The sequence below is a fragment of the Paracoccus zhejiangensis genome (assembly GCF_002847445.1).
In the GTDB taxonomy this organism is placed as follows: domain Bacteria; phylum Pseudomonadota; class Alphaproteobacteria; order Rhodobacterales; family Rhodobacteraceae; genus Paracoccus; species Paracoccus zhejiangensis.
In genome coordinates this window covers 450,874-469,239 of sequence record NZ_CP025430.1, presented here as the reverse complement: position 1 = coordinate 469,239, position 18,366 = coordinate 450,874, and the positions used below count along the sequence as shown (strand labels likewise).

Genomic DNA, 18,366 nt, shown 5'->3' with positions numbered 1-18,366 from the left:
ATGGCAGGCCCGCCCATTCTGTTTCAGACCCTCTATCTATACCATTCGTGTCAAGGGTTAAAGAACGGGCGGGCAGGTTCTCAGTCCGGCAGGCGCAATGCCAGCCAATGCACGGCGATCTTCACCTTGCCACCGGCGAACTGGCCGTTTTCAGCGGTCAGGATCAGGTTCTCGGCCTGCCAATAGGTCATCGGCTGGCCCAGCATCCCGCGCGCCCAGCTGCCGGTTTCCTTGCCCAGACCCTGGCCGAAACGGTTCTCGGCCCCCGGCGTGCCCAGTTGCCAGCCACTCAGGTTGCCGGTCAGCGCCGCGCTGACCCGCGCCGTGGCGCCGATGACCAGACTATGCGCCGGGATCTGGACATCGCTGGTGACGCTGGCGCCCGGGGTGATCGTCACCTCGCCCTCGGCCAGCCCGGCCAGCAGCCCCGCGCCGGTCAACCCCAGCGTGATCGCGCCCGTGACCCAGTCCCGGCCGTCATGGATCGCCTGCAGCCCCCGATCCGCGACAAAGGCGCGCAGCCCCAGCGCCGGTTGCCGGAACACCCAGCCGCCATTCGCTCCGATGGCGATCTGTCCGCCCTGCCCCTGCCAGTCCCCGCCAGCCCCATCGGGCACCGCCCAGCAGAGCCCGTCCGTGACCACATCGGGCGGCGTGGTGACGCTGGTGCTTTGCAGCACCAGACCCACCAGCCCGTCGAGCCGCATCAGCGCCTCGTTCACCGTTACATGCTTCTGCGCCTGTGCCGGCATCAGCAGCGGCAGGCCCAGTCTCGCGGTATCATTCTCCGCCATCGATCTCTCTCCTGACAAACGGCCCGGCCCCGAACTGGTCGGAGAGTTGCGCCACTTCGATGATGAAGGCACCTGCGGCGCTGGCCTGCTGCCAGATCGCCGACGGCACCTCGTATTCAGGCCGCTCGACGCGGGCGGAGTGGATCACCACCCCGCCCCGCCGCAGCCGCAGCAGATATTGCTCGCGGCTTTCCCCCAGCGGCACGTCCGGCCCGTCCCAGCCATCGCCGTCGATGCGGGTCCGGCGGATCCAGCTGATACGCCGCCCCTCCTGACGCAGATGACAGGGCGCATAGGGCCGCAGGCCGATGCCGCTGATGGTCAGTGCACCCGCGCGATAGGCCCGGTCATCCATCGGCCGCGCCGCCGGACCGATCCGCCAGAACCGCTCCTGCCCGCGTGCGGCGGGTGGAAGACCAAGCTGCGTCACCGCGCTGTCCAGCAGAACCACCGTGCAACCGGCGGGCCAGGTCTCTGGCATAAGCGCCTCGGTTCCCGCCTGCCCGCGCAGCCGCTCGCTGATCTCCCAGATGCCCTTGGCGACGGGAACGGCGCGGGCGAATTGCAGCACCTCCCAGTGATCCGGGCGGCCATCGCCGATCGCCAGCACGTTCGCCCCGTTGAGCAGCGCCCGCTGCCCGACCGAGGCAAGCTGCCCATCCAGCAACCGCAGACGCAGCGGCGCGCCGCGGTCGATCACGCCCGGCCTCGCCGCCGCCAGCGGCGTTTCGGTGACACCCATCGTCGCCGGCTGGTTCAGCGTTCGGTTCAGCGTGAACCCTCCCTCTTCCTCGACCGACAGGAAGGCCGCGACCGGGCCGGGCCAGCTCTTGGCCGCCACTGCGAGGCTCGGCGCATGAGGCACCTCGTCGCCGCGCAACAGCGGCAGGTCCATCAGCACCGGCCAGACCAGCATCGGCGGGCGATAGGCCTTGACCGAAGCGCCGGCATTGGTCGTGAGCGCGGGCAGATAGATCCCCGGCTCGACCCGGACCGCATCCACGGTTGCCGCGCCCGTCCGTTCCACCCGGTCGATCCGCCAGCGATGCGCGCGACCATCCCTGCCCCGGACCCGCACCACATCGCCAACCCCCAGATGCGACAGCGAGGGCGGCAGGGCAAAGCGCGCGGCATCGCGGGCCACCCGCGATTCCGCCAGCCAGCGCTCAGCGATGGCACGCCCCTCAACCCGGGTCAGCGACAGCGGAAACTCGCTGTCGGCCACGGCCACCGGATCGTCGCCCGGCAACATCGCCTCGGCGGTGCAGGGCGTGTAATCCGACCCGGCCTCGACATGGGTCAGGCGGATGCGCCCGGCCAGTTCCGGCTCGGCCGCGCGCACCGCCTCGAATCCGCCGATCTCCCCGGCCAGCGCCAGATGTTCCGGCCCAAGTTCCGCCACCGCCTGCCCGTCACGCATGACGAAACGCAGCACGCCCTCGCGCTCGACCGCGTCGAAACCGTAAGCCAGCATCAGCGGCTGCAGCGCCGCCCGCCCGGTTTCATCGCCGCCAAGGACATAGCCGCGCACGGTTCCCGACAGCCCGCTGGTATCAAACGCGGCGATCCCGGCCTCACGGCAGATATCCCCCACGACCGAGGCCAGCGGCACCGCTCCCGCGCGCCCGTTCAGCCAATGGCCCCGTTCCCAGGCCGGGCCATCGCTCCACAACTCGCCGCGCTGCGGGAAGGCCGGGTAAGGCCGCGCATCCCAGCACCAGACATGCGCGCGGGCGGTATCCACCATGCGCCCGCCCGGCATCGCCGGGTTGTTGGTAGGATTCGACCAATGGTCCATGATCGCCCGCAGATAGGCGGTCTGGACCGCGTCATCGCGCCGCCCGTTCGAGAAATAGGGCAGCCGGCTTTCCGAACTCATCGCGTCGAGGAACTTGTTCGGCTGGTTCGTGCCCTTGTCCAGTGCCGCGCAGCCGATCTCGGTGAACCAGATCGGTTTCGAGCCCGGCACCCAGCCGGTCGCCTGCTCCTGCCGAACTCCGCCGGGGCGGTTGAAATGCGGGTTCTCCCACCAGCCCTTCAGATCCTTGTAGCGCCAGATCCAGTCCTCGCCATGCGCGCCGTCGCGGATCGGGCTGCGGTTCTGGTCGCGGCGGTCCTGCTCGCTGGCGTAATGCCAGTCATACCCCTCGCCGCCACAGACATTCGCGCGCAAGTAGGCCGGGTTGTCGATCCGCCGCCAGCGCGCATCCAGATGTTCTTCCCCGTCGCGCCAGTCCGACAGCGGCATGTAATTGTCGATGCCAATGAAATCGATGTTCGGATCGGACCAGAGCGGGTCGAGATGGAACATCACCTCGCCCTCGCCCGGATGATGGCCGAAATATTCCGACCAGTCGGCAGCATAGCTGATCTTGACCCCGGGCCCGAGGATGGCCCGCACGTCACCGGCCAGCCGCTTCAGCTGTGCGACGGCCGGATAGCTGCGCCCCTCGCCCCGGATCTGGGTCATGCCGATCATCTCGGACCCGATCAGGAAGGCATCGACCCCGCCCGCCAGCGCACAGAGATGGGCATAGTGCAGGATGAAGCGGCGATAGGACCATTCGTCCGGCCCGGCATAGCCGACCCCGCCATCCGCGATGGTGAAGTCCGAGGCTTCCGCCGTTCCGAAAAACGCATCCACCTCGACCTTCGCCGCCGCCGTGCCATGGCTCGACCCCGCACGCCCTGCCGCGATGCGGGTCGTGATCCGCCCGCGCCAGGGCATCACCGGTTGCTCCCCGGCCCCATGAGGGTCGGGCAGGCCGTTCCCTGCCAACTGGTCCATCAGGATGAAGGGATAGAACATCGCCTTGCGGCCCGTTGCCGAGATGGCCTGCAACGCCTCGATGACGGAACGGTCGCAAGGTGTGCCGCCATAGATCGGCCGCCCCTCGACCCGCGCAACCTCCTGCGCCTCGGCGCGTGCAATGCCGCCAGCCCGCCAAGGCATCTCGACCCCGTCGGCGCCCCGGTGCTCGACCTTCGGCTGCAGTTTGCACTGGCCGATCCGCAGATCGTCCCCGAACCAGGACACCACCAGCGAGACCGAACCTACCTTCGGCAGCTCGCGCCTCAGCGTCCGCAGGCTGACGGCGAAATCCGTGCCGCCCGCCGGGGTGTTCACATTGACCAGCTGCTCGTCAAAGCGATCAAGGCGCCGCGACACCTCGGTCGTCGCCAGCGCATATTCCCCGGTCGCCGGGATCATCGCCACCGCGCGAACATCGCCGGCCAGACCCGATCCGTCCCGCGCCGCCGCCGTCACCTCGAAGCTCAGCTGCGGCATCCGGTTGCCCCAGCGCTCCAGTCCCAGGTCCTCCAACACGACATAGGCCAGCCCGCGATAGGCCGGTGCCTCCTCGCCATCCTCCGCCGCAACGGCACTGTCGGGCAGTTGCTCCTCGCCACCGCGATAGACCCGCATGTTCAGCTCGCTTGCGGCGATCTCCTCGCCATCGGCCCAGACCCGGCCAACGCCAAGGATCGGCCCCTCGCACAGCGCCAGCGCGATCGACAGGCGATAGCTGATCTCGGTCACGCGCGGCTTCGGCGCGCCCTTGCCGCCGCCCTGCTCGTGCCGGATTTCTTCGAGGGCCGAGGCCCAGATGACATGGCCCGGCAGGCGCATCTGCCCCCAGACCTGCGGGATCGCGGTGCCCTCGCCCGCCGTCTGCAGGCGCAAACGGTCGATCCGCCCGGTCTCGACCGCCTTCGAGCCGCCGCCCAGCAGGCGCTGATCGATGGCGCGGCCCAGGGTCGCCCCGACCGCCCGCCCGATCACCGCCCCCGACAGGCCCAGGAACGCGCCGCCAAAACCGCCCCCGATCGAGGCACCCACGGCTGCAAGCACTAACGTGGCCATGCCGGCCCTCCTTCTCTCGTCACCTCAGGGAACGCGGAACCGGCGCACCAGCCGCGCCCGCCAGGGATCACCGAACGGGCTCTCGATCACGCCATGGCGGTCATAGGCATGGAGAAAGCGCGCGGCCCCGCCCACCGCCGTCAGGATACCCAGATGCTTGGCAACGGCGCCCTCGCGCATCCGAAACAGCAGCACCTGCCCCGGCGCCTCGGCTTCATCCAAGGCCACCGGGTGCAAATGCCGCATCGCGCCGTCGAGCAGTTTCTCCTCGCGCCCCGCCTCGCCCCAGTCAGCGGAATAGGGCGGAACCGGCTCCGGCTCGTCGCCATGAAGCTCACGCCAGATGCCACGGATCAGCCCGAGGCAATCGGTGCCCGCGCCCTTGATGCTTGCCTGATGCACATAGGGCGTGCCGATCCAGCCGCGCGCCAGTTGCACGATCCGCTCACCCATCGCGATCCCCCAGCGCTGCCGAAATGCTGAAATCCGACAGATCGCCTGCGGACCGCGCATCCGGGGCGCGCTTTGCCCTGTCGGGCGACATCAGCCAGTCCTCGCTCGGCAGGTGCGGGAAGCCACGGAAGTTCACGAAGTTGTCGAACTTCCCCCGGCAGGTCCCGGCGTGCTTGTCACAGCCCGCCACCAGCCGCAGCCGGTCGCCCGCCCCGGGCAGGATGCCGAACCCCGCCCACAGATCGACCCGCCGCCTGCCCCCCGGCAGGGCGCGGTCATTCTTCACCCAGCCGCGCAGCCCCCGCGCCGGCCCAGTCAGCACCTCGACCGCCCCGCGTTCGAACCAGCCGCTGGCAAAGCTGCCTGTCACCCACAGGTCAAAGGCCGCTCCCTCGGCAGCCGGCGGCGCGAGGATGTCGGCCTCGACCCGCATCCCTGCCCGGCCCAGGTCGGCGCGGCACTGGCCGTCGCCCAGCATGGCCGAACAGCGCGGGTGAAAGCGCCGCCCGCGCGCCTGGTTGAGCGGCTCGGACAGGCCGCGCAACTCGGCCCGGAAGGCACCGCCGCTGCATGACACCTCGCCCAGTGTGCCGCGAAACTGCAACCGGCGTTCCGTGGGCCGCTGCCAGTCCACCTCCCACATCCGCAGCTCGGCCCCGTCCCACAGCCCGGCCATCAGATCGGCCTCGGTGATCGCGTCATCCGACAGCGCGCCCTCGGCCTCGCTATTGTCGACCGACAGGCCTGCCGCCTGGACCAGCGCGCGCGCCGAGAGGCCGGTTTCGGGACGAAAGCGGATGCCGCCGAAACTCAGCACCCCGTCATGATCGGTAAAGCCCAGAACCAGCCCGTCCCTGCGGCTGATGGCCCAGGCCCGGGCCAGCGTCGTCGTGCTCATATCCGGATCTCCACCACCGGCACCTGCGGCAGGTCGCCGGCCTGGAACGAGGCCACCGAGACCGCGATCCTGTCGGTGTCAAAGCGCACCGGCACATCGAACTCGAACCCCGCCGTCACCGCGACGCCGGGTGCCGGGGCGGTCTCGAAGGTGACGACCCCGGTCGCATGATCGACCGAATAGCCCGCGCCCGGGAACAGCTCGATACTGCCGATCCCGGCCTTGACGCTGTCCAGCACCGGCTTGCTGATCGGCCGTTCATAGCGCACGCCGCCCGAGACATAGGCCTTCAGCAATTGAAACGCCCGGCGCTCGCCATCGCCCCGCCCGATCACCTGGTCGCCGAACTGCGGCGCGGCGGATGGCTTGCTGCTCTTGAAATCCGACCAGTCCTTCCAGCGAAAGCCGTGCAGCTGCCCGGCCCGCGCCTCGAAGAAGGCCAAGAGGTCCTGCACATCGTCCAGCGAGCGCAGCCCCATCCCCGCGTCATAGCGGCGGCGCGAATGCGCCCAGGGCGAATTCCGCTCCTCGAAGCCGCTGGCCAGCGTCACGATCTCGGATCGCCGTTCCGGCCCGCCGACCGAGCCAAGGGACAGGCTGGCCGGAAAGCGCACCTCATGAAAAGCCATTCTGCTGTCTCCTCAACCGTTCCGCTCGCCGCGCGACAGGGCCCGGCCCAGCTCTGCCGCGATCTGCGACTGGCTGCGCCGGAAGCCCGCCACATCGGGCGTGGTCACGTTCATGGTGATATTGATCGCCCGGCCGCCACCGGTCGCCGCGACCCCCAGCCGGCCATCGGCCCCGCGCCGCAGCGGCATGATCGCCTCGGACCCCGCCTCGCCCATCAGCCCGGTCGCACCGCGCATCGGGAAGGTTGTCGGCTGGCTGACCACGCCGCCCTTGGCAAAGGGCATCACCCGCCCCTGCAGAAAGGCCCCACCCATGGCAAAGGGCATGGCCCCCGCCATCACCCCGCCGATCCCCTGCGCCAGCGTCCCCGCCAGCGCCTGCTCGACCGGCTTCATCGCGACGGCAAAGATCGTGTCCGAGATCGAGCGTCCCAGCCCGCGCAGCGTGTCCGACAGTTTCGCCCCGTCGAAGACCAGCCCCTCGAAGGCGCGGCGCAGCCCGCTGCCGATGCCGCTCGACAGCGAGCTGACCTCGCGGCTGGTGAACATCATCTCTTCGCGCAGCCGCGCCAGTTCCGCCTCGAAGGCGGCGGTCATCGCGCCGGCTCGGTCGAAATCCTCGTCCAGCCCGTCGAGCCCAACTGAAAATCCGTTGCTCTCCGTCATCAAACGCCCTCGCTTGCAGAAATCCCTGCGCCCGCCCGCTCAGTCGGGAAAGCGCGCCGCCAGTTCGGCCAGCCGGTCGCGGGTCATCGCGGCAGCCCCCGCCTCGATCCCCAGCATCAGCGCCAGTTCCGCCGGGGTCAGCGCCCAGAACTCGGCCGGGCGAAGGCCGAGGCCCCGCATCCCCGCGCGCATCAGCCCCGGCCAGTCCAGCCCGCGCGGCCGGCCCTCCGGCGCCCCGCTCATGGCTCTAGCCGGAAGGCCCGGGCCAGCAGTTCCGCCGCCAGCCGCGCCGCCGCCATCGGCCCGCCGCCGATCTCGACGTGCTGCAGATCCTCGGCCCGCCCCTGCCAGCCACCGCCGCGCAGGCCGGTGACCAGCACGGCCAGCACGTCGCGGCTGGAAAAGCGCGCCTGCTCGAACCGCTCGACCAGCGCCAACATGCTGTCTGCGCCCAGTCCTGCCTCAAGCTCGGCCAGCGCCCCCAGCGTCAGCCGCGCCAGATGAGCCTCGCCATCCAGCGTCACCTCGACCTCGCCGCGCATCGGGTTTGCCATCACAACGCCACGAAGCTCAGCGCCCCGGCCGAGGCCAGCGTCAGCTCATAAGTCGCCTCGCCATTATGGCTGCCGGCATATTCCAGGCTGGTGATCTGGAACGGCCCCTCGACGATACCGAAATCCGGGATGATCACCTGGAAGCGCGGCACCTCGCCGTCAAAGAACACCTGCCGCGCACGGCCATCGCTCGCGGCATCGCGGAACACGCCCGAGCCCGAGATCGAGGCGCTGCGCACGCCCGCCCCGGCCAGAAGCTCGCGCCAGCCGCCCTCGCTCTCGAGGCTGGTCACATCCACCGTCTCGGCGTTGAAGGCCAGCCGCGAGGCGCGCAGCCCGCCGACCGTCTCGAAAGAGCCGTCGCCGATCATGTCCATCTTGATCAGCAGGTCACGCCCGTTCTGCACTGCCATTTTCCTGTCTCCTCAACCCAGATCAATCCGCGCGCGAAAGGTCAGATCGACCCGCCGCCCCGCCCCATTTTCCACTCGCAGCGCCCGTGCGCGCAGGAACCACAGCCCCGCCAGATGCCCCCGATCGAGGTCCAGCCGGGACGTCTCCAGCGCCTCGGCCACCGCGCCTGCGACCGCCTTCACCTCGCGAAAGCCGCCGCTCCCCTCGGACCCCGACAGAACCGAAACGATGAAATCATGGCGCGAGCCGCGCCCGGTCATGTCCCCCGCATCGCGCGCCTCGTCCGGCCCCAGCGCCACATAGGTTCCGCCCGGCGCCTCGACCGGCATGGCGTCGAAGATCGCGTCGCCCACCAGCCCGGCCAGCGCCGGATCGGCGCAGAGCTGTTGATAGACAGCCGCCTGCAGGGCCGCGCCCGCCGCATAGCTCATGTCCGTTTCTCCTCTCGGGCAAAGCAGGTGAGATAGCGGCCATCGCCATCGCGCTCGGCCACCGCATCGATGCGGAACAACCGCAACCCCATGCGCAAACGCTGCTCGGGCCTTGGCCGGCGCGGATCGCCCTCGGGTGCCCCCCGCGTCACGATCCGCCAGGTGACGACGCTCTGTGCCCCCGCCTGACCCGAGCGCTCGGCCCCGCTGACGGCGCTCAAGCCCGCCCAGAGCTGGCCGACCACCTGCCAGACGGTGCGATACCCGCCCGCGCCATCGCCCTGCCGCTCGGGCGTCTCGAGGATCATCGGCAGGTTCAGCCTTGGCTCGGCCATCACCGCCCCTCCCGAACCGCGCCGCGCCCGGCCAGCGTGCGCACCGCCCGCCAGCGCTCGATCAGCGCGCTGACGCCAAAGGGCAGCGCCGATTTCGCCGCGCCGGAACTGCGGTCCTCATAGAACTGCGCCGCCAGCATCAGCACCGCCTGCGCCAGATCCGCCGGCACCCTGTCCCAACTGTCGCCGAACCCCGCCATGAACGTCACCGCGACCGAGCCGAGCCGCGGCACATGCGGCAGGATCACCCCCGCCGGCAGGATCATCGGCCGCTGCAGGTCACCGATCAGCCGCCAGCTTTCCGCCGGCAATTCCGTGACCGTGCCCTGCCCGTCCTCGATCTCGATCCGCTCGACCGCGATCACCGGGGCCAGCGGCAGGGTCTGCCCCAGCCGGTCGCGCCAGTCATCCAGCCGCATCACGAAGCGTCGCGTCAGCAGCACCTTGCCGGTGCGCCCCTCGATCGTCGCGATGGCGGCACGCAGGAACCCCGCCAGCGCCGCGCTCTCCGCCTCGTCATCGGCCAGCCCAAATCCCGAACCCAGCCGCAGATGCGCGCGCAGCTGGGCGACCGGCAGCGCCTCCGCCGTCGGCGCCGTTTCTTCGATCAGCAACATCTCCCGAACCTTCCCTGCTGCCATTCCGCCAGAAATCCACTGCGCCGCTCCATCCCGAGGGACAGGGCGGCGCAGGTCGGGGGTCGCGCCCGCGCACCTGGCTTCAGCGCGCGCGGACAGTTGTGCCGGTCAGCCCGGCGCGTGCTGCGCGGCCCCCTTTCGCCCGATCCCCGATCAGGCGAATTTCATCAGCTTCACGGCACGGAAATCGGTGACGCCGCCGCCGACGCGCTTGGTGGCATAGAACAGCACATGCGGCTTGGCGCTGAACGGATCGCGCAGCACCCGCAGGTCCGGGCGCTCGACCACGGTATAGGCGGCGCGGAAATCGCCAAAGGCGATCGAGAGCGACTCGATGTCCAGGTCCGGCATGTCCTCGCTGACCATCACCGGATAGCCCAACAGTTGCGCCGGCTGGCCGGCCGCCAGCCCGTCCGCCCAGATGAACCGGCCCTCGGCATCCTTCAGCTTGCGCACCGCCGCCGCCGTTTTCGAGTTCATCAGGAAGCTGGCATTGGCGCGGTATTCCGCGCCCAGCGCATAGACCAGGTCGATCAGCGCGTCTGCGGGATCGACCGGGGCGAAATCACCCAGGTTGCCGCTGGCGACCGTGCCGATCTGGCCCTCGCCCTCGCTGCCGGCCTCCGCCGTGGCATAGGACAGGATGCCGCGCGGCTTGCCTGCACCATCGCCGGTGATGAAGGCCGCGGCCTCGGCCCGGGCGAACTTGTCGGCGATCCGCTCGGCCAGCCAGGCCTCCACGTCGAAGGCCGCATCGTCCAGCAGCCGCTGGCTGGCCTTGGGCATGGCCGACAGTTCGTGCACCGGGATCGAGATACGCTCGATGCCCCCCGCACCGGTCTCGGCCGTCTGGGTCTCGCTGGCCCAGCCAGCCCCCAGATCGCCCTTGTCGACCAGAACCTCGTAACTCGCGCTCTCGACCGTCACCACGTTCGCCAGCTTGCGCAGCGAGGCACCCGAGCGCAGCACCGCCTGCACCGCCTCGGCCACCTGCGGCGCGGCGAGGAACCCGCCATCGCTGGCAACCGTCAGGCCCTTGCCTTCCAGAGCGATGCCGCGCAGCGCGTCATCATCGCCGCTGCGCAGATAGGCGTTGAAGGCCTTCTGATGCGGCACCTCGACCTCGGCATGGGTAGACAAAGGGCTGCGGCCCCGGAAAGCGGTCTTGCGGTCCAGCATGGTCATGCGGTCGTCCTGTGCTTGAAGTTTGCTCTGAATATCGTCGCGGAAGCTCTTGAGTTCGCTGACGAACCCAAGCATCGCCCCCTTCAGTTCGCCGGGCATGTCATCCCCGGCCGCGGCTTTCACCTCGGTCATTCCCTTCTCCTCATCACGTTGGTCTGGGCGATGCCGCCCCATGGTCTGAACCGCGCGCAGCCCGCGCGGCCCGAACGCCTCACCCCCGCAGCGCCTCGGACGCCGCAAGGAAAACCGCCGCCATCTCGCGCATCTCCTCGGCAGCCTTGCTGCCCAGCTTGGCCTCGGGCAGCATCGGGAAGGTCACCAGCGACACTTCCCACAGCTCGACCTCGGCCAGCCTGCGCCGGCCCTTCTGGTCCCGCTCGGCCCGGATGGTGCGATAGCCGATCGACAGCCCGTCGATCGCCCCCGCCCCGATCAGCGCCGCCGCCTCGCGCGCCTGCGCCACATCCGTCAGCAGGCGTCCCTTGACCCACAGCCCCTTGCCATCCTCGCGGATCTCGTCCCAGACTCCGATGGGTTGCGCCGGATCATGCTGCCACAGCATCCGCACCTTGCGATCCACCGATCCCAGCCGCTTCAGCGACGCCGCGAAGGCGCCCGGCAGGACCGCATCGCCGCCTTGATCGGTCAGCCCGAAGAGGCTCGCATAGCCCTCGATCACCGAGCCATTGCTCAGCACCGGCACCCCGCCGGCGAATTTCCGTTCCAGATCCATCCCTCAGCCCCCTTTCGGCACATAGTCCAGAATTCCCTGCACGGCCTGCGTCAGGATGACGGCGACGACGCCGTAAACCGTCATCCACAGCCGCCGCTCCAGCCCCTCGATCAGCGCCTCGATCCGCTCCAGCCGCTTCTCGACCGCGCCGAACTGCAGCGCCATGATCCGCTCCTGCGCCTCGAAGCGCTGGTCGTGCCAGCCCCAGGCATCCTTGACGAAACGCGATCCCTCCATCGCGCCCCCATCCATCTGCCAGCGGCGGCAGTCCCAGCAGGGCCCGCTTCTCCGAGTCGGTCAGGAAGCTCGCCTCGCCGATCCGCCGCCATTGCTGGTCACGCTCGGCCGCCAGCGCCGGGACGCCATCGGGATCGGGCCGCAGATCGACCTCGGCCCCCAGATGCTCGCTCAGCCACCAGGCCACCGCCGCTGCCACCCGCGTCGCCAGCGGCAGCACGGTCAGCCGGTAGAATGCCCGATGCGCCTCGGCGTAGTTCGCATAGGTCGCATCGCCGGGAATCCCCAGCAGCATCGGCGGCACGCCAAAGGCCAGCGCGATCTCGCGCGCGGCGGCCATCTTGGTCTCGTGGAACTCCATGTCCGAGGGGCTGAACCCCATCGCCTTCCAGTCGAGCCCGCCCTCCAGCAGCATCGGCCGCCCGGCATTCCGCGCGCCCTGGTGGTTCGCCTCGATCTCCGAGACCAGCCTGTCATATTGCTCGGGCGACAGGCTGCCCTGCCCATCCGCGCCCCTGTAGACGATCGCCCCAGAAGGCCGCGCCGCGTTATCCAGCAGCGCCTTGGACCAGGCTGAGGCGCTGTTATGCACATCCAGCGCCACCGCCGCCGCCTGCATCGGCGACAGCCCGTAATGGTCGTCCTGCGGGTGGAAGCTCTTGATATGGCAGATCGGATCGGGACTGCCCGCCATATCGAAACGATGCTTGCGCCCGCCCACCGCGTAATCGAACGCCACCGGCCAGCCATCCGCCCCCGGCACGATGCTCATCCGGTCCGAGCGCAGCACATGCAGCTCCTCGGGCAGCCCGTCCTTGCCCAGCCCGACGGCTTCCAGGTAACCATTGCCGGACAACAGCATCTGCCCGAACAGCGCCTCGAACAGCTCGGCCCGACCCTGCCCCGGATTGGGCCGGCGCAGCAGCTCGATCACCGGATGGCTGTCATAGCGCCGCTCCTTGTCCTGGCAGATCAAGGGCACCGCCGCCGCCGCCTCGGCGATCAGCCGGACCGAGCGGAAGCCCACCGGATTGCCGACAAAGCCGCCGCGCGTCAGGCTGCCCATATCCCGCGCCGACCAGGCCACCCGGCCAGACCCGCTAGCAAAGGCCACCACCCGCCCGGTCGCACTGGCCTTCTTCTCCACCACGGGCGGGGCCTTGCCCTCCCGCGAAAACAATCGAAACGCCATCTCCCGCCTCCTGCGCTCCCCAAATGAAAAGGGCCGCCCCGCAGGACGACCCCATTTCATCTTGGCAAAAATATCCCGGGGTCCGGGGCAGCGCCCCGGTCCTCCCTCACAGCCCGCGGACTTGCGGCCTTCGCCAGCCCGCCGCCGGTTCGATCATCAGCTCGTGGATCGCCCAAACCAGCGCATCCAGCCGGTCGGGCGAGCCGCGCCCCTCGAAACCGCGCACCGTCATCTGGGTCAGCTGATCCTCCAGCGCCCCCAGATTGCCGGTCCGCAGATGCTTGACCCGACCCTGTTCATAAAGCGCCGCCACCGGCTCGGCCCTCAGCCCCTTGCCGCGCCCGGCCCTCAGGCCCCGGAACGGCACCAAGGGATCGACCTGCCGGATCACCTGCTCGACCAGATCGCCCCCTTGGTTCACCTCGGCCACCAGCCGCTCGGCCCCATGCCGGTCCATCGCCGCGATGGCAGCCCGCGCCCAGTCCATCGGGCTGCCCTTGACGGTCGCATCCTCCAGCACATAGCCGCGCCAGTTGCCCGGCTCCCCCTCGCAGACCACACCGGCCACCACGATCCCGCATTCGTCGCTGGCGCGCCCCGCCGTCACCGCCGGATCGACCGCCACGACCACCCGGCTCAGCTTCGGCGCCCGCTCGACCCGGCACGCCTCCAGCATGGCCGACGACCACAGCGCCCCCTCGACATCGTCGAGCAGCACCCCCTCCAGCTCCTGCCGCCCCTGCCGCGTGCCGCCATAGCGTGCCGCCACCTCGGTCAGGAAGCTTTCCGCCAGGTAGGCGCGGTTGGCATCGGTCGGCGCATGGGTCGTCACCGTCGAGGCATTGGCGAGGATGCGCTTCAGCACCGCGATGTTCTTCGGCGTCGTCGTCACCACCTGCTGCGGATGCTCGCCCAGACGCAGGGCGAATTGCAGCATGTCCCAGGCCTCCTCGGCCTTCTGCCACTTGGCCAGCTCGTCGACCCAGGCGCCGTCGAATTGCGGGCCCCGCAGCGCCTCGTAGTCATGGGCCGAATAGACCGTCGCCGTGGCGCCATTGGCCCAGACCAGCCGCCGCCGCCCCGCCTCCCAGACCGGCCGGCGATCGGGAGGCGAGCAGGCAAGGATGCCGCTCTCGCCCATCACCATCACCTCGCGCGCCTGCTCGTAGGTCTCGCCCAGCAGCGCCAGCCGGTGACAGCGCCCCGGCGCGGTGGCCGTCGGCCCCTCGACCATGCGCCGCACCCATTCCGACCCGGCGCGGGTCTTGCCCGCGCCCCGCCCGCCCATGATCACCCAGCTTTTCCAGTCGCCCCCGGGCGGCAGCTGGTGCGGCAGCGCCCAGAACTCGAACAGCCAGGGCAGGCTCAGCAGCGCGTTCTCGCTCAGCCCGTCGAGGAATTCGTCAACCTCCGCCGGCTCGGCGCAGGCAAGCCAGGCGGCGCCCGATCTCGTCTCGTGCGGCGCCAAGGTCGAGGCAGCCTCCTCCGACCCCGCCGGCCAAATCCTTGCGAAGTTTGTCAACCTTGTCCCTCTCCTGCTTCATCAGCACCAGCGCCTCGCGCACATCCCGCGCGGATTTCACCGCCCGCTTCAGCGCCTCGGCATCCAGCGACACCTCGCGACCCGCCCGCATCTCGTCGAAATCGCGTTTCAGATCGGCCACATAGCTCCAGAACAGCGACGAGGTGAACGCCACCCCGTCCGTGTCCTTCGCCTCACCCGCCCGCGCGACCGCCGCCAGCACCGCCGCGCGGTCCGCCTCGGGCACGCTGTCGGGGACCGCAAACGGCCCCCCGGGACCACCGGCCCCGCCCCACGTCATGTCATCCATCAGGTTACTGCCCCGCCTCGTGTCCTGTCCGCACGAGCGAGAAACGAAAAAGCGGCCCAAGGGTCACCCCCGGCCGCTTGCCCACCTCTCCCAGCATGTATAATTTCTACTTTAGGGCGTTCCGTGAGTCAATGGGAAACCCATGGGGCGATCAATTCACGTTCTATAAACACGCAAAAACAATTAGTTACATAACGCAACAGGGGCAGCGCGCGCTGCGCAACACTGCCCCTGCCAATAGAAAAATTCAACCTATGCGAGTGCCATTCGACGCGAATCCCCGCGCGATCAGGCCTTCTTCTTGCCCGCCGGCGCAGCCGCCTTGCCGGCCTTGCCCCGCGCCTCGGCGGCAGCTGCAACGGCCTTGCTGGCCTCTTCCTGCACCTGCTGGGCATAGGCGACCATGTTCGCGGCATAGGCCTCGGACCAGTCGGCCACGTCCTCCTCGTGCATGTCCTTGGCGGCGACGCGCATCTCTTCGCCCTTGGCCTTGATCTTGGCGACCTCCTGGTCCCAGTCGGTCTTGGCGGTGTTCCACTGCGCCTTCACCTGCTCGCTGGCATCGTTGAAATAGCCCTTGATCTGCGCGTCCAGATCCTGCTGCCGCTGCTCGGCGGTCTCGCGCCATTTCTTGGCGCTTTCCATCATGTCCTCGCCGCGCTCGCGGAAATCTTCCTGCCACTTCTCGACGCGTTTCTCGAAATCCTGCGCGTTGCGGGCAAGCGAAGCGAACATGTCCGAAAGTTTCATCACCATCACCAACTTCTCCTGTGGCTCGTTCCGAAAACAGATCCTGCGATCAGACCCAACGAAAACCCCCGCGCCGGGTTCCGGTCACGGGGGTCATGATGGCGTGGATTCCTGCCCAGTTCCAGCGGCTTCGCGTCAGCCACCGTTCTCGGGCTGGGTCGCGGGCTGGCTGGCCTCGATCTCGCGCCAGCGCGCGACATTGGCATTATGCTCCTCCAGCGTCCGGGCAAAGGCATGGCCACCCGAGCCATCGGCGACGAAGAAAACGAACTCGGTCTCCGCCGGGTTCAGCGCCGCATGGATGGCAGCCTTGCCCGGATTGGCGATGGGCGTCGGCGGCAAACCGTCGATCTGGTAGGTGTTATAGGGCGTCGCCCGGTTCAGCTCCGATTGCCTCAGGCCGCGGTCCAGAATGCCCTGCCCGCCGGTCACGCCATAGATGACCGTCGGGTCGGTCTGCAGCCGCATCCCTTCCTCCAGCCGGTTGACGAAGACGCTGGCAACCGTCTCGCGCTCGTCGGGAATGCCGGTTTCCTTTTCCACGATCGAGGCCATGATCAGCGCCTCTTCCGGGCTGGCATAGGGCAGGCCAAAGGGCCGCGCCTCCCATTCCGCCGCCAGGATCGCCGCCTGCCGCGTGCCCATCTCGGCCAGCAGCGCGGCGCGGTCGGCCCCCGGCTTCACCTCGTAGGTATCGGGCGCCAGGCTGCCCTCGGCCGGCACCTCCCCGACCTCGCCGGCCATGAAATCGGCCTCTTTCAGCCCCTCGACGATCTGCCAGCTGGTCACGCCCTCGGCCACGGCGATGCGCAGACGTGCATCCGGCTGCTGCTCCGCCGCAAGGATCGCCTCGGGTGCTTCTTCCTTGGCCGGGTCGTATTTTACCCGCTCCTCATAGGCGCCGGTCTCGGGGTTGATGTCGCGCAGGACCACGCTATTGGCCCGCACACCAACGCGGAAGATCACCTCGGTCCCGCAGGTCGACGGCCCGCCGGCGGTGATCGCATCGGCGATATCCTCCATGCTGGCCCCCGGCGGCACCATGTAGCTGCCGAATTTCAGCTGGCCCGCGCGGCCCTGGTAATCCACCCCGGCGCGGAAGATATAGGCGCTGCTGATCGCCCCCTGCTCGGCCAGCCGGTTGCTCACCGCGTTCAGGCTCGCGCCCTGCGCCACCTGCACGCATTGCGCCGTGGCGCTTGGCCCCGGCCCGCTGAACTGCCGCTTGCCCCAGGCCACGGCAATCGCCGCCGCCACCATCAGGACCAGCGCCAGCGTCAGGAAATTCGAGGCAACATGACGCCAGATCATGCGTCGACCTTGCCAAGGACCAGGCTGGCATTGGTGCCACCAAAGCCAAAGCTGTTCGACAGCGCCACGTCGATCTTGCGGCGCACGGCGGCATTGGCCGCCAGGTCCAGCTTCGGCGTCACCGCCGGGTTGTCGAGGTTGATCGTCGGCGGCGCGATCTGGTCGCGGATGGCGAGGATGCAGAAGATCGCCTCGACCGCCCCGGCCGCACCCAGCAGGTGCCCGATGCTCGACTTGGTCGAGGACATCACGGCATCCTTGGCATGGTCGCCCAGCAGGCGCTCGACCGCGCCCAGCTCGATCGTGTCGGCCATGGTCGAGGTGCCATGGGCGTTGATGTAATCCACGTCCGCCGGTGCCAGCCCGGCGCTTTTCAGCGCGTTGCGCATGGCCCGGAAGCCGCCATCGCCATCCTCGCTCGGGGCGGTGATGTGATAGGCATCGCCCGACAGGCCATAACCCAGCACCTCGGCATAGATCTTCGCGCCGCGCGCCTTGGCGTGCTCGTATTCCTCCAGCACCACCACCCCCGCGCCCTCGCCCATGACGAAGCCGTCCCGGTCGGCGTCATAGGGCCGGCTGGCCGATTTCGGGTCATCCTCGCGCTTGGTGGACAGCGCCTTGCAGGCGTTGAAGCCGGCAATGCCGATCTCGCTGATCGGCGCTTCCGCCCCGCCCGCGACCATCACATCGGCATCGCCCAGCATGATCAGCCGCGCCGCATCGCCAATGGCATGGGCGCCGGTCGAGCAGGCCGTGACCACCGAATGGTTCGGCCCCTTGAAGCCGAAGCGGATCGAGACCTGCCCCGAGGCGAGGTTGATCAGCGAGCCGGGGATGAAGAAGGGCGAAACCCGCTTCGGTCCGCGCTCCTTGATCAGCACGGCGGTCTCGGCGATCGAGGTCAGCCCGCCGATGCCCGAGCCGATCATCACGCCCGTCGCCTCGCGGTCCGCGTCGGTTTCCGGCTTCCAGCCCGAATCCTCGACCGCCTGCACCGCCGCAGCCATGGCGTAAAGGATGAAGTCATCGACCTTGCGCCGGTCCTTCGGCTCCATCCAGTCATCGGGATTGAAGGTGCCGTCGCTGCCATCGCCGTAAGGGATCTCGCAGGCATATTTGGTGATGACATTGCTCGCGTCGAACCGCGTGATCGGCCCGGCCCCGGACTTCCCGGCCAACAGCCGCTCCCACGTCGCCTCGACCCCCGAGGCCAGCGGCGTGACCATTCCCAATCCGGTGACTACAACCCTGCGCATCCGCGTCTTCCTCTGATCTGCCCGTCTTTTTTGACCTGATACACGCGGGGTGCATAGCGCGCAACGCCGGCCTGCCCCGCACCGGCTCACGCCCGCGCGACAATCCGGCCGCACAGAGGGCCAGCGCCGGCCCGTGGGGTGGCGCTGCACCGGCACGCCTGCGCGCTTTATGGCGCCAAGTCCCTCGCCT

20 protein-coding genes and 1 pseudogene are annotated in these 18,366 nt (G+C 69.1%); all 21 read right to left on the bottom strand.

Going from position 1 to position 18,366, the window contains the following annotated elements; all coding sequences use genetic code 11:
• Positions 1 to 80: 80 nt before the first annotated feature.
• Positions 81 to 794 (bottom strand): DUF2793 domain-containing protein, encoded by a 714-nt coding sequence (locus CX676_RS02360; RefSeq protein WP_101751183.1) that lies wholly within the window; start codon positions 792 to 794, stop codon positions 81 to 83.
• Entirely contained in the window at positions 781 to 4,659 is a 3,879-nt protein-coding gene (locus CX676_RS02355; protein ID WP_101751182.1) for a baseplate multidomain protein megatron, read from the bottom strand. Before CX676_RS02355 ends, CX676_RS02360 begins: the two co-directional genes overlap by 14 nt.
• Positions 4,660 to 4,683: 24 nt before the next feature.
• Positions 4,684 to 5,112, bottom strand: a complete 429-nt coding sequence (locus tag CX676_RS02350; RefSeq protein WP_101751181.1) for a C40 family peptidase — start codon at positions 5,110 to 5,112, stop codon at positions 4,684 to 4,686.
• Entirely contained in the window at positions 5,105 to 6,010 is a 906-nt protein-coding gene (locus tag CX676_RS02345) for a DUF2163 domain-containing protein (RefSeq protein ID WP_101751180.1), read from the bottom strand. The genes CX676_RS02350 and CX676_RS02345 overlap by 8 nt, the downstream gene beginning before the upstream one ends.
• Complete coding sequence (locus tag CX676_RS02340) at positions 6,007 to 6,639, bottom strand: DUF2460 domain-containing protein (protein WP_101751179.1); 633 nt, start codon at positions 6,637 to 6,639, stop codon at positions 6,007 to 6,009. Before CX676_RS02340 ends, CX676_RS02345 begins: the two co-directional genes overlap by 4 nt.
• 12 nt (positions 6,640 to 6,651) lie before the next feature.
• Positions 6,652 to 7,305 carry a phage tail tape measure protein gene (locus CX676_RS02335; RefSeq protein WP_101751178.1) on the bottom strand — a complete coding sequence of 218 codons (654 nt, stop codon included), beginning with the start codon at positions 7,303 to 7,305 and terminating at the stop codon, positions 6,652 to 6,654.
• A gap of 39 nt (positions 7,306 to 7,344) precedes the next feature.
• Positions 7,345 to 7,548 (bottom strand): rcc01693 family protein, encoded by a 204-nt coding sequence (locus CX676_RS02330; RefSeq protein ID WP_101751177.1) that lies wholly within the window; start codon positions 7,546 to 7,548, stop codon positions 7,345 to 7,347.
• Positions 7,545 to 7,859, bottom strand: coding sequence for a gene transfer agent family protein (locus CX676_RS02325; protein WP_101751176.1), 315 nt, complete (start codon positions 7,857 to 7,859; stop codon positions 7,545 to 7,547). Before CX676_RS02325 ends, CX676_RS02330 begins: the two co-directional genes overlap by 4 nt.
• Positions 7,859 to 8,272 (bottom strand): phage major tail protein, TP901-1 family, encoded by a 414-nt coding sequence (locus tag CX676_RS02320; protein WP_101751175.1) that lies wholly within the window; start codon positions 8,270 to 8,272, stop codon positions 7,859 to 7,861. Before CX676_RS02320 ends, CX676_RS02325 begins: the two co-directional genes overlap by 1 nt.
• Positions 8,273 to 8,284: 12 nt before the next feature.
• On the bottom strand, positions 8,285 to 8,704 hold the full coding sequence (locus CX676_RS02315; protein ID WP_101751174.1) for a DUF3168 domain-containing protein: 420 nt from the start codon (positions 8,702 to 8,704) through the stop codon (positions 8,285 to 8,287).
• Positions 8,701 to 9,039, bottom strand: a complete 339-nt coding sequence (locus CX676_RS02310; RefSeq protein ID WP_101751173.1) for a head-tail adaptor protein — start codon at positions 9,037 to 9,039, stop codon at positions 8,701 to 8,703. Before CX676_RS02310 ends, CX676_RS02315 begins: the two co-directional genes overlap by 4 nt.
• A complete protein-coding gene (locus CX676_RS02305; protein WP_101751172.1) occupies positions 9,039 to 9,656 on the bottom strand; it encodes a head-tail connector protein in 618 nt (205 codons plus the stop codon). Before CX676_RS02305 ends, CX676_RS02310 begins: the two co-directional genes overlap by 1 nt.
• A 174-nt stretch (positions 9,657 to 9,830) precedes the next feature.
• Positions 9,831 to 10,994 carry a phage major capsid protein gene (locus CX676_RS02300; protein ID WP_101751171.1) on the bottom strand — a complete coding sequence of 388 codons (1,164 nt, stop codon included), beginning with the start codon at positions 10,992 to 10,994 and terminating at the stop codon, positions 9,831 to 9,833.
• Between the two features lie 79 nt (positions 10,995 to 11,073).
• Positions 11,074 to 11,595, bottom strand: coding sequence for an HK97 family phage prohead protease (locus CX676_RS02295; RefSeq protein ID WP_101751170.1), 522 nt, complete (start codon positions 11,593 to 11,595; stop codon positions 11,074 to 11,076).
• A gap of 3 nt (positions 11,596 to 11,598) precedes the next feature.
• Positions 11,599 to 11,832 carry a GTA head formation protein, RCAP_rcc01685 family gene (locus CX676_RS22880; RefSeq protein ID WP_101754090.1) on the bottom strand — a complete coding sequence of 78 codons (234 nt, stop codon included), beginning with the start codon at positions 11,830 to 11,832 and terminating at the stop codon, positions 11,599 to 11,601.
• Between the two features lie 13 nt (positions 11,833 to 11,845).
• Positions 11,846 to 13,024, bottom strand: a pseudogene (locus tag CX676_RS02285) (phage portal protein); the annotation flags it as partial.
• A 106-nt stretch (positions 13,025 to 13,130) separates the two neighbouring features.
• Positions 13,131 to 14,492, bottom strand: a complete 1,362-nt coding sequence (locus tag CX676_RS02280; protein WP_232816562.1) for a DNA-packaging protein — start codon at positions 14,490 to 14,492, stop codon at positions 13,131 to 13,133.
• Positions 14,428 to 14,856 carry a permease gene (locus CX676_RS02275; RefSeq protein WP_101751169.1) on the bottom strand — a complete coding sequence of 143 codons (429 nt, stop codon included), beginning with the start codon at positions 14,854 to 14,856 and terminating at the stop codon, positions 14,428 to 14,430. Before CX676_RS02275 ends, CX676_RS02280 begins: the two co-directional genes overlap by 65 nt.
• A gap of 288 nt (positions 14,857 to 15,144) precedes the next feature.
• Positions 15,145 to 15,612, bottom strand: coding sequence for a hypothetical protein (locus tag CX676_RS02270; protein WP_101751168.1), 468 nt, complete (start codon positions 15,610 to 15,612; stop codon positions 15,145 to 15,147).
• 129 nt (positions 15,613 to 15,741) lie between these two features.
• Complete coding sequence (gene mltG, locus CX676_RS02265; RefSeq protein WP_101751167.1) at positions 15,742 to 16,917, bottom strand: endolytic transglycosylase MltG; 1,176 nt, start codon at positions 16,915 to 16,917, stop codon at positions 15,742 to 15,744.
• Positions 16,914 to 18,176, bottom strand: coding sequence for a beta-ketoacyl-ACP synthase II (gene fabF, locus CX676_RS02260; RefSeq protein ID WP_101751166.1), 1,263 nt, complete (start codon positions 18,174 to 18,176; stop codon positions 16,914 to 16,916). Before fabF ends, mltG begins: the two co-directional genes overlap by 4 nt.
• Positions 18,177 to 18,366: the final 190 nt, after the last annotated feature.

Bases quoted from the DNA above. Each gene is read 5' to 3' on its own strand.
- CX676_RS02360 (WP_101751183.1), bottom strand. From the start codon at position 794: ATGGCGGAGAATGATACCGCGAGACTGGGCCTGCCGCTGCTGATGCCG.
- CX676_RS02355 (WP_101751182.1), bottom strand. From the start codon at position 4,659: ATGGCCACGTTAGTGCTTGCAGCCGTGGGTGCCTCGATCGGGGGCGGT.
- CX676_RS02350 (WP_101751181.1), bottom strand. From the start codon at position 5,112: ATGGGTGAGCGGATCGTGCAACTGGCGCGCGGCTGGATCGGCACGCCC.
- CX676_RS02345 (WP_101751180.1), bottom strand. From the start codon at position 6,010: ATGAGCACGACGACGCTGGCCCGGGCCTGGGCCATCAGCCGCAGGGAC.
- CX676_RS02340 (WP_101751179.1), bottom strand. From the start codon at position 6,639: ATGGCTTTTCATGAGGTGCGCTTTCCGGCCAGCCTGTCCCTTGGCTCG.
- CX676_RS02335 (WP_101751178.1), bottom strand. From the start codon at position 7,305: ATGACGGAGAGCAACGGATTTTCAGTTGGGCTCGACGGGCTGGACGAG.
- CX676_RS02330 (WP_101751177.1), bottom strand. From the start codon at position 7,548: ATGAGCGGGGCGCCGGAGGGCCGGCCGCGCGGGCTGGACTGGCCGGGG.
- CX676_RS02325 (WP_101751176.1), bottom strand. From the start codon at position 7,859: ATGGCAAACCCGATGCGCGGCGAGGTCGAGGTGACGCTGGATGGCGAG.
- CX676_RS02320 (WP_101751175.1), bottom strand. From the start codon at position 8,272: ATGGCAGTGCAGAACGGGCGTGACCTGCTGATCAAGATGGACATGATC.
- CX676_RS02315 (WP_101751174.1), bottom strand. From the start codon at position 8,704: ATGAGCTATGCGGCGGGCGCGGCCCTGCAGGCGGCTGTCTATCAACAG.
- CX676_RS02310 (WP_101751173.1), bottom strand. From the start codon at position 9,039: ATGGCCGAGCCAAGGCTGAACCTGCCGATGATCCTCGAGACGCCCGAG.
- CX676_RS02305 (WP_101751172.1), bottom strand. From the start codon at position 9,656: ATGTTGCTGATCGAAGAAACGGCGCCGACGGCGGAGGCGCTGCCGGTC.
- CX676_RS02300 (WP_101751171.1), bottom strand. From the start codon at position 10,994: ATGACCGAGGTGAAAGCCGCGGCCGGGGATGACATGCCCGGCGAACTG.
- CX676_RS02295 (WP_101751170.1), bottom strand. From the start codon at position 11,595: ATGGATCTGGAACGGAAATTCGCCGGCGGGGTGCCGGTGCTGAGCAAT.
- CX676_RS22880 (WP_101754090.1), bottom strand. From the start codon at position 11,832: ATGGAGGGATCGCGTTTCGTCAAGGATGCCTGGGGCTGGCACGACCAG.
- CX676_RS02275 (WP_101751169.1), bottom strand. From the start codon at position 14,856: ATGGATGACATGACGTGGGGCGGGGCCGGTGGTCCCGGGGGGCCGTTT.
- CX676_RS02270 (WP_101751168.1), bottom strand. From the start codon at position 15,612: ATGGTGATGAAACTTTCGGACATGTTCGCTTCGCTTGCCCGCAACGCG.
- mltG (WP_101751167.1), bottom strand. From the start codon at position 16,917: ATGATCTGGCGTCATGTTGCCTCGAATTTCCTGACGCTGGCGCTGGTC.
- fabF (WP_101751166.1), bottom strand. From the start codon at position 18,176: ATGCGCAGGGTTGTAGTCACCGGATTGGGAATGGTCACGCCGCTGGCC.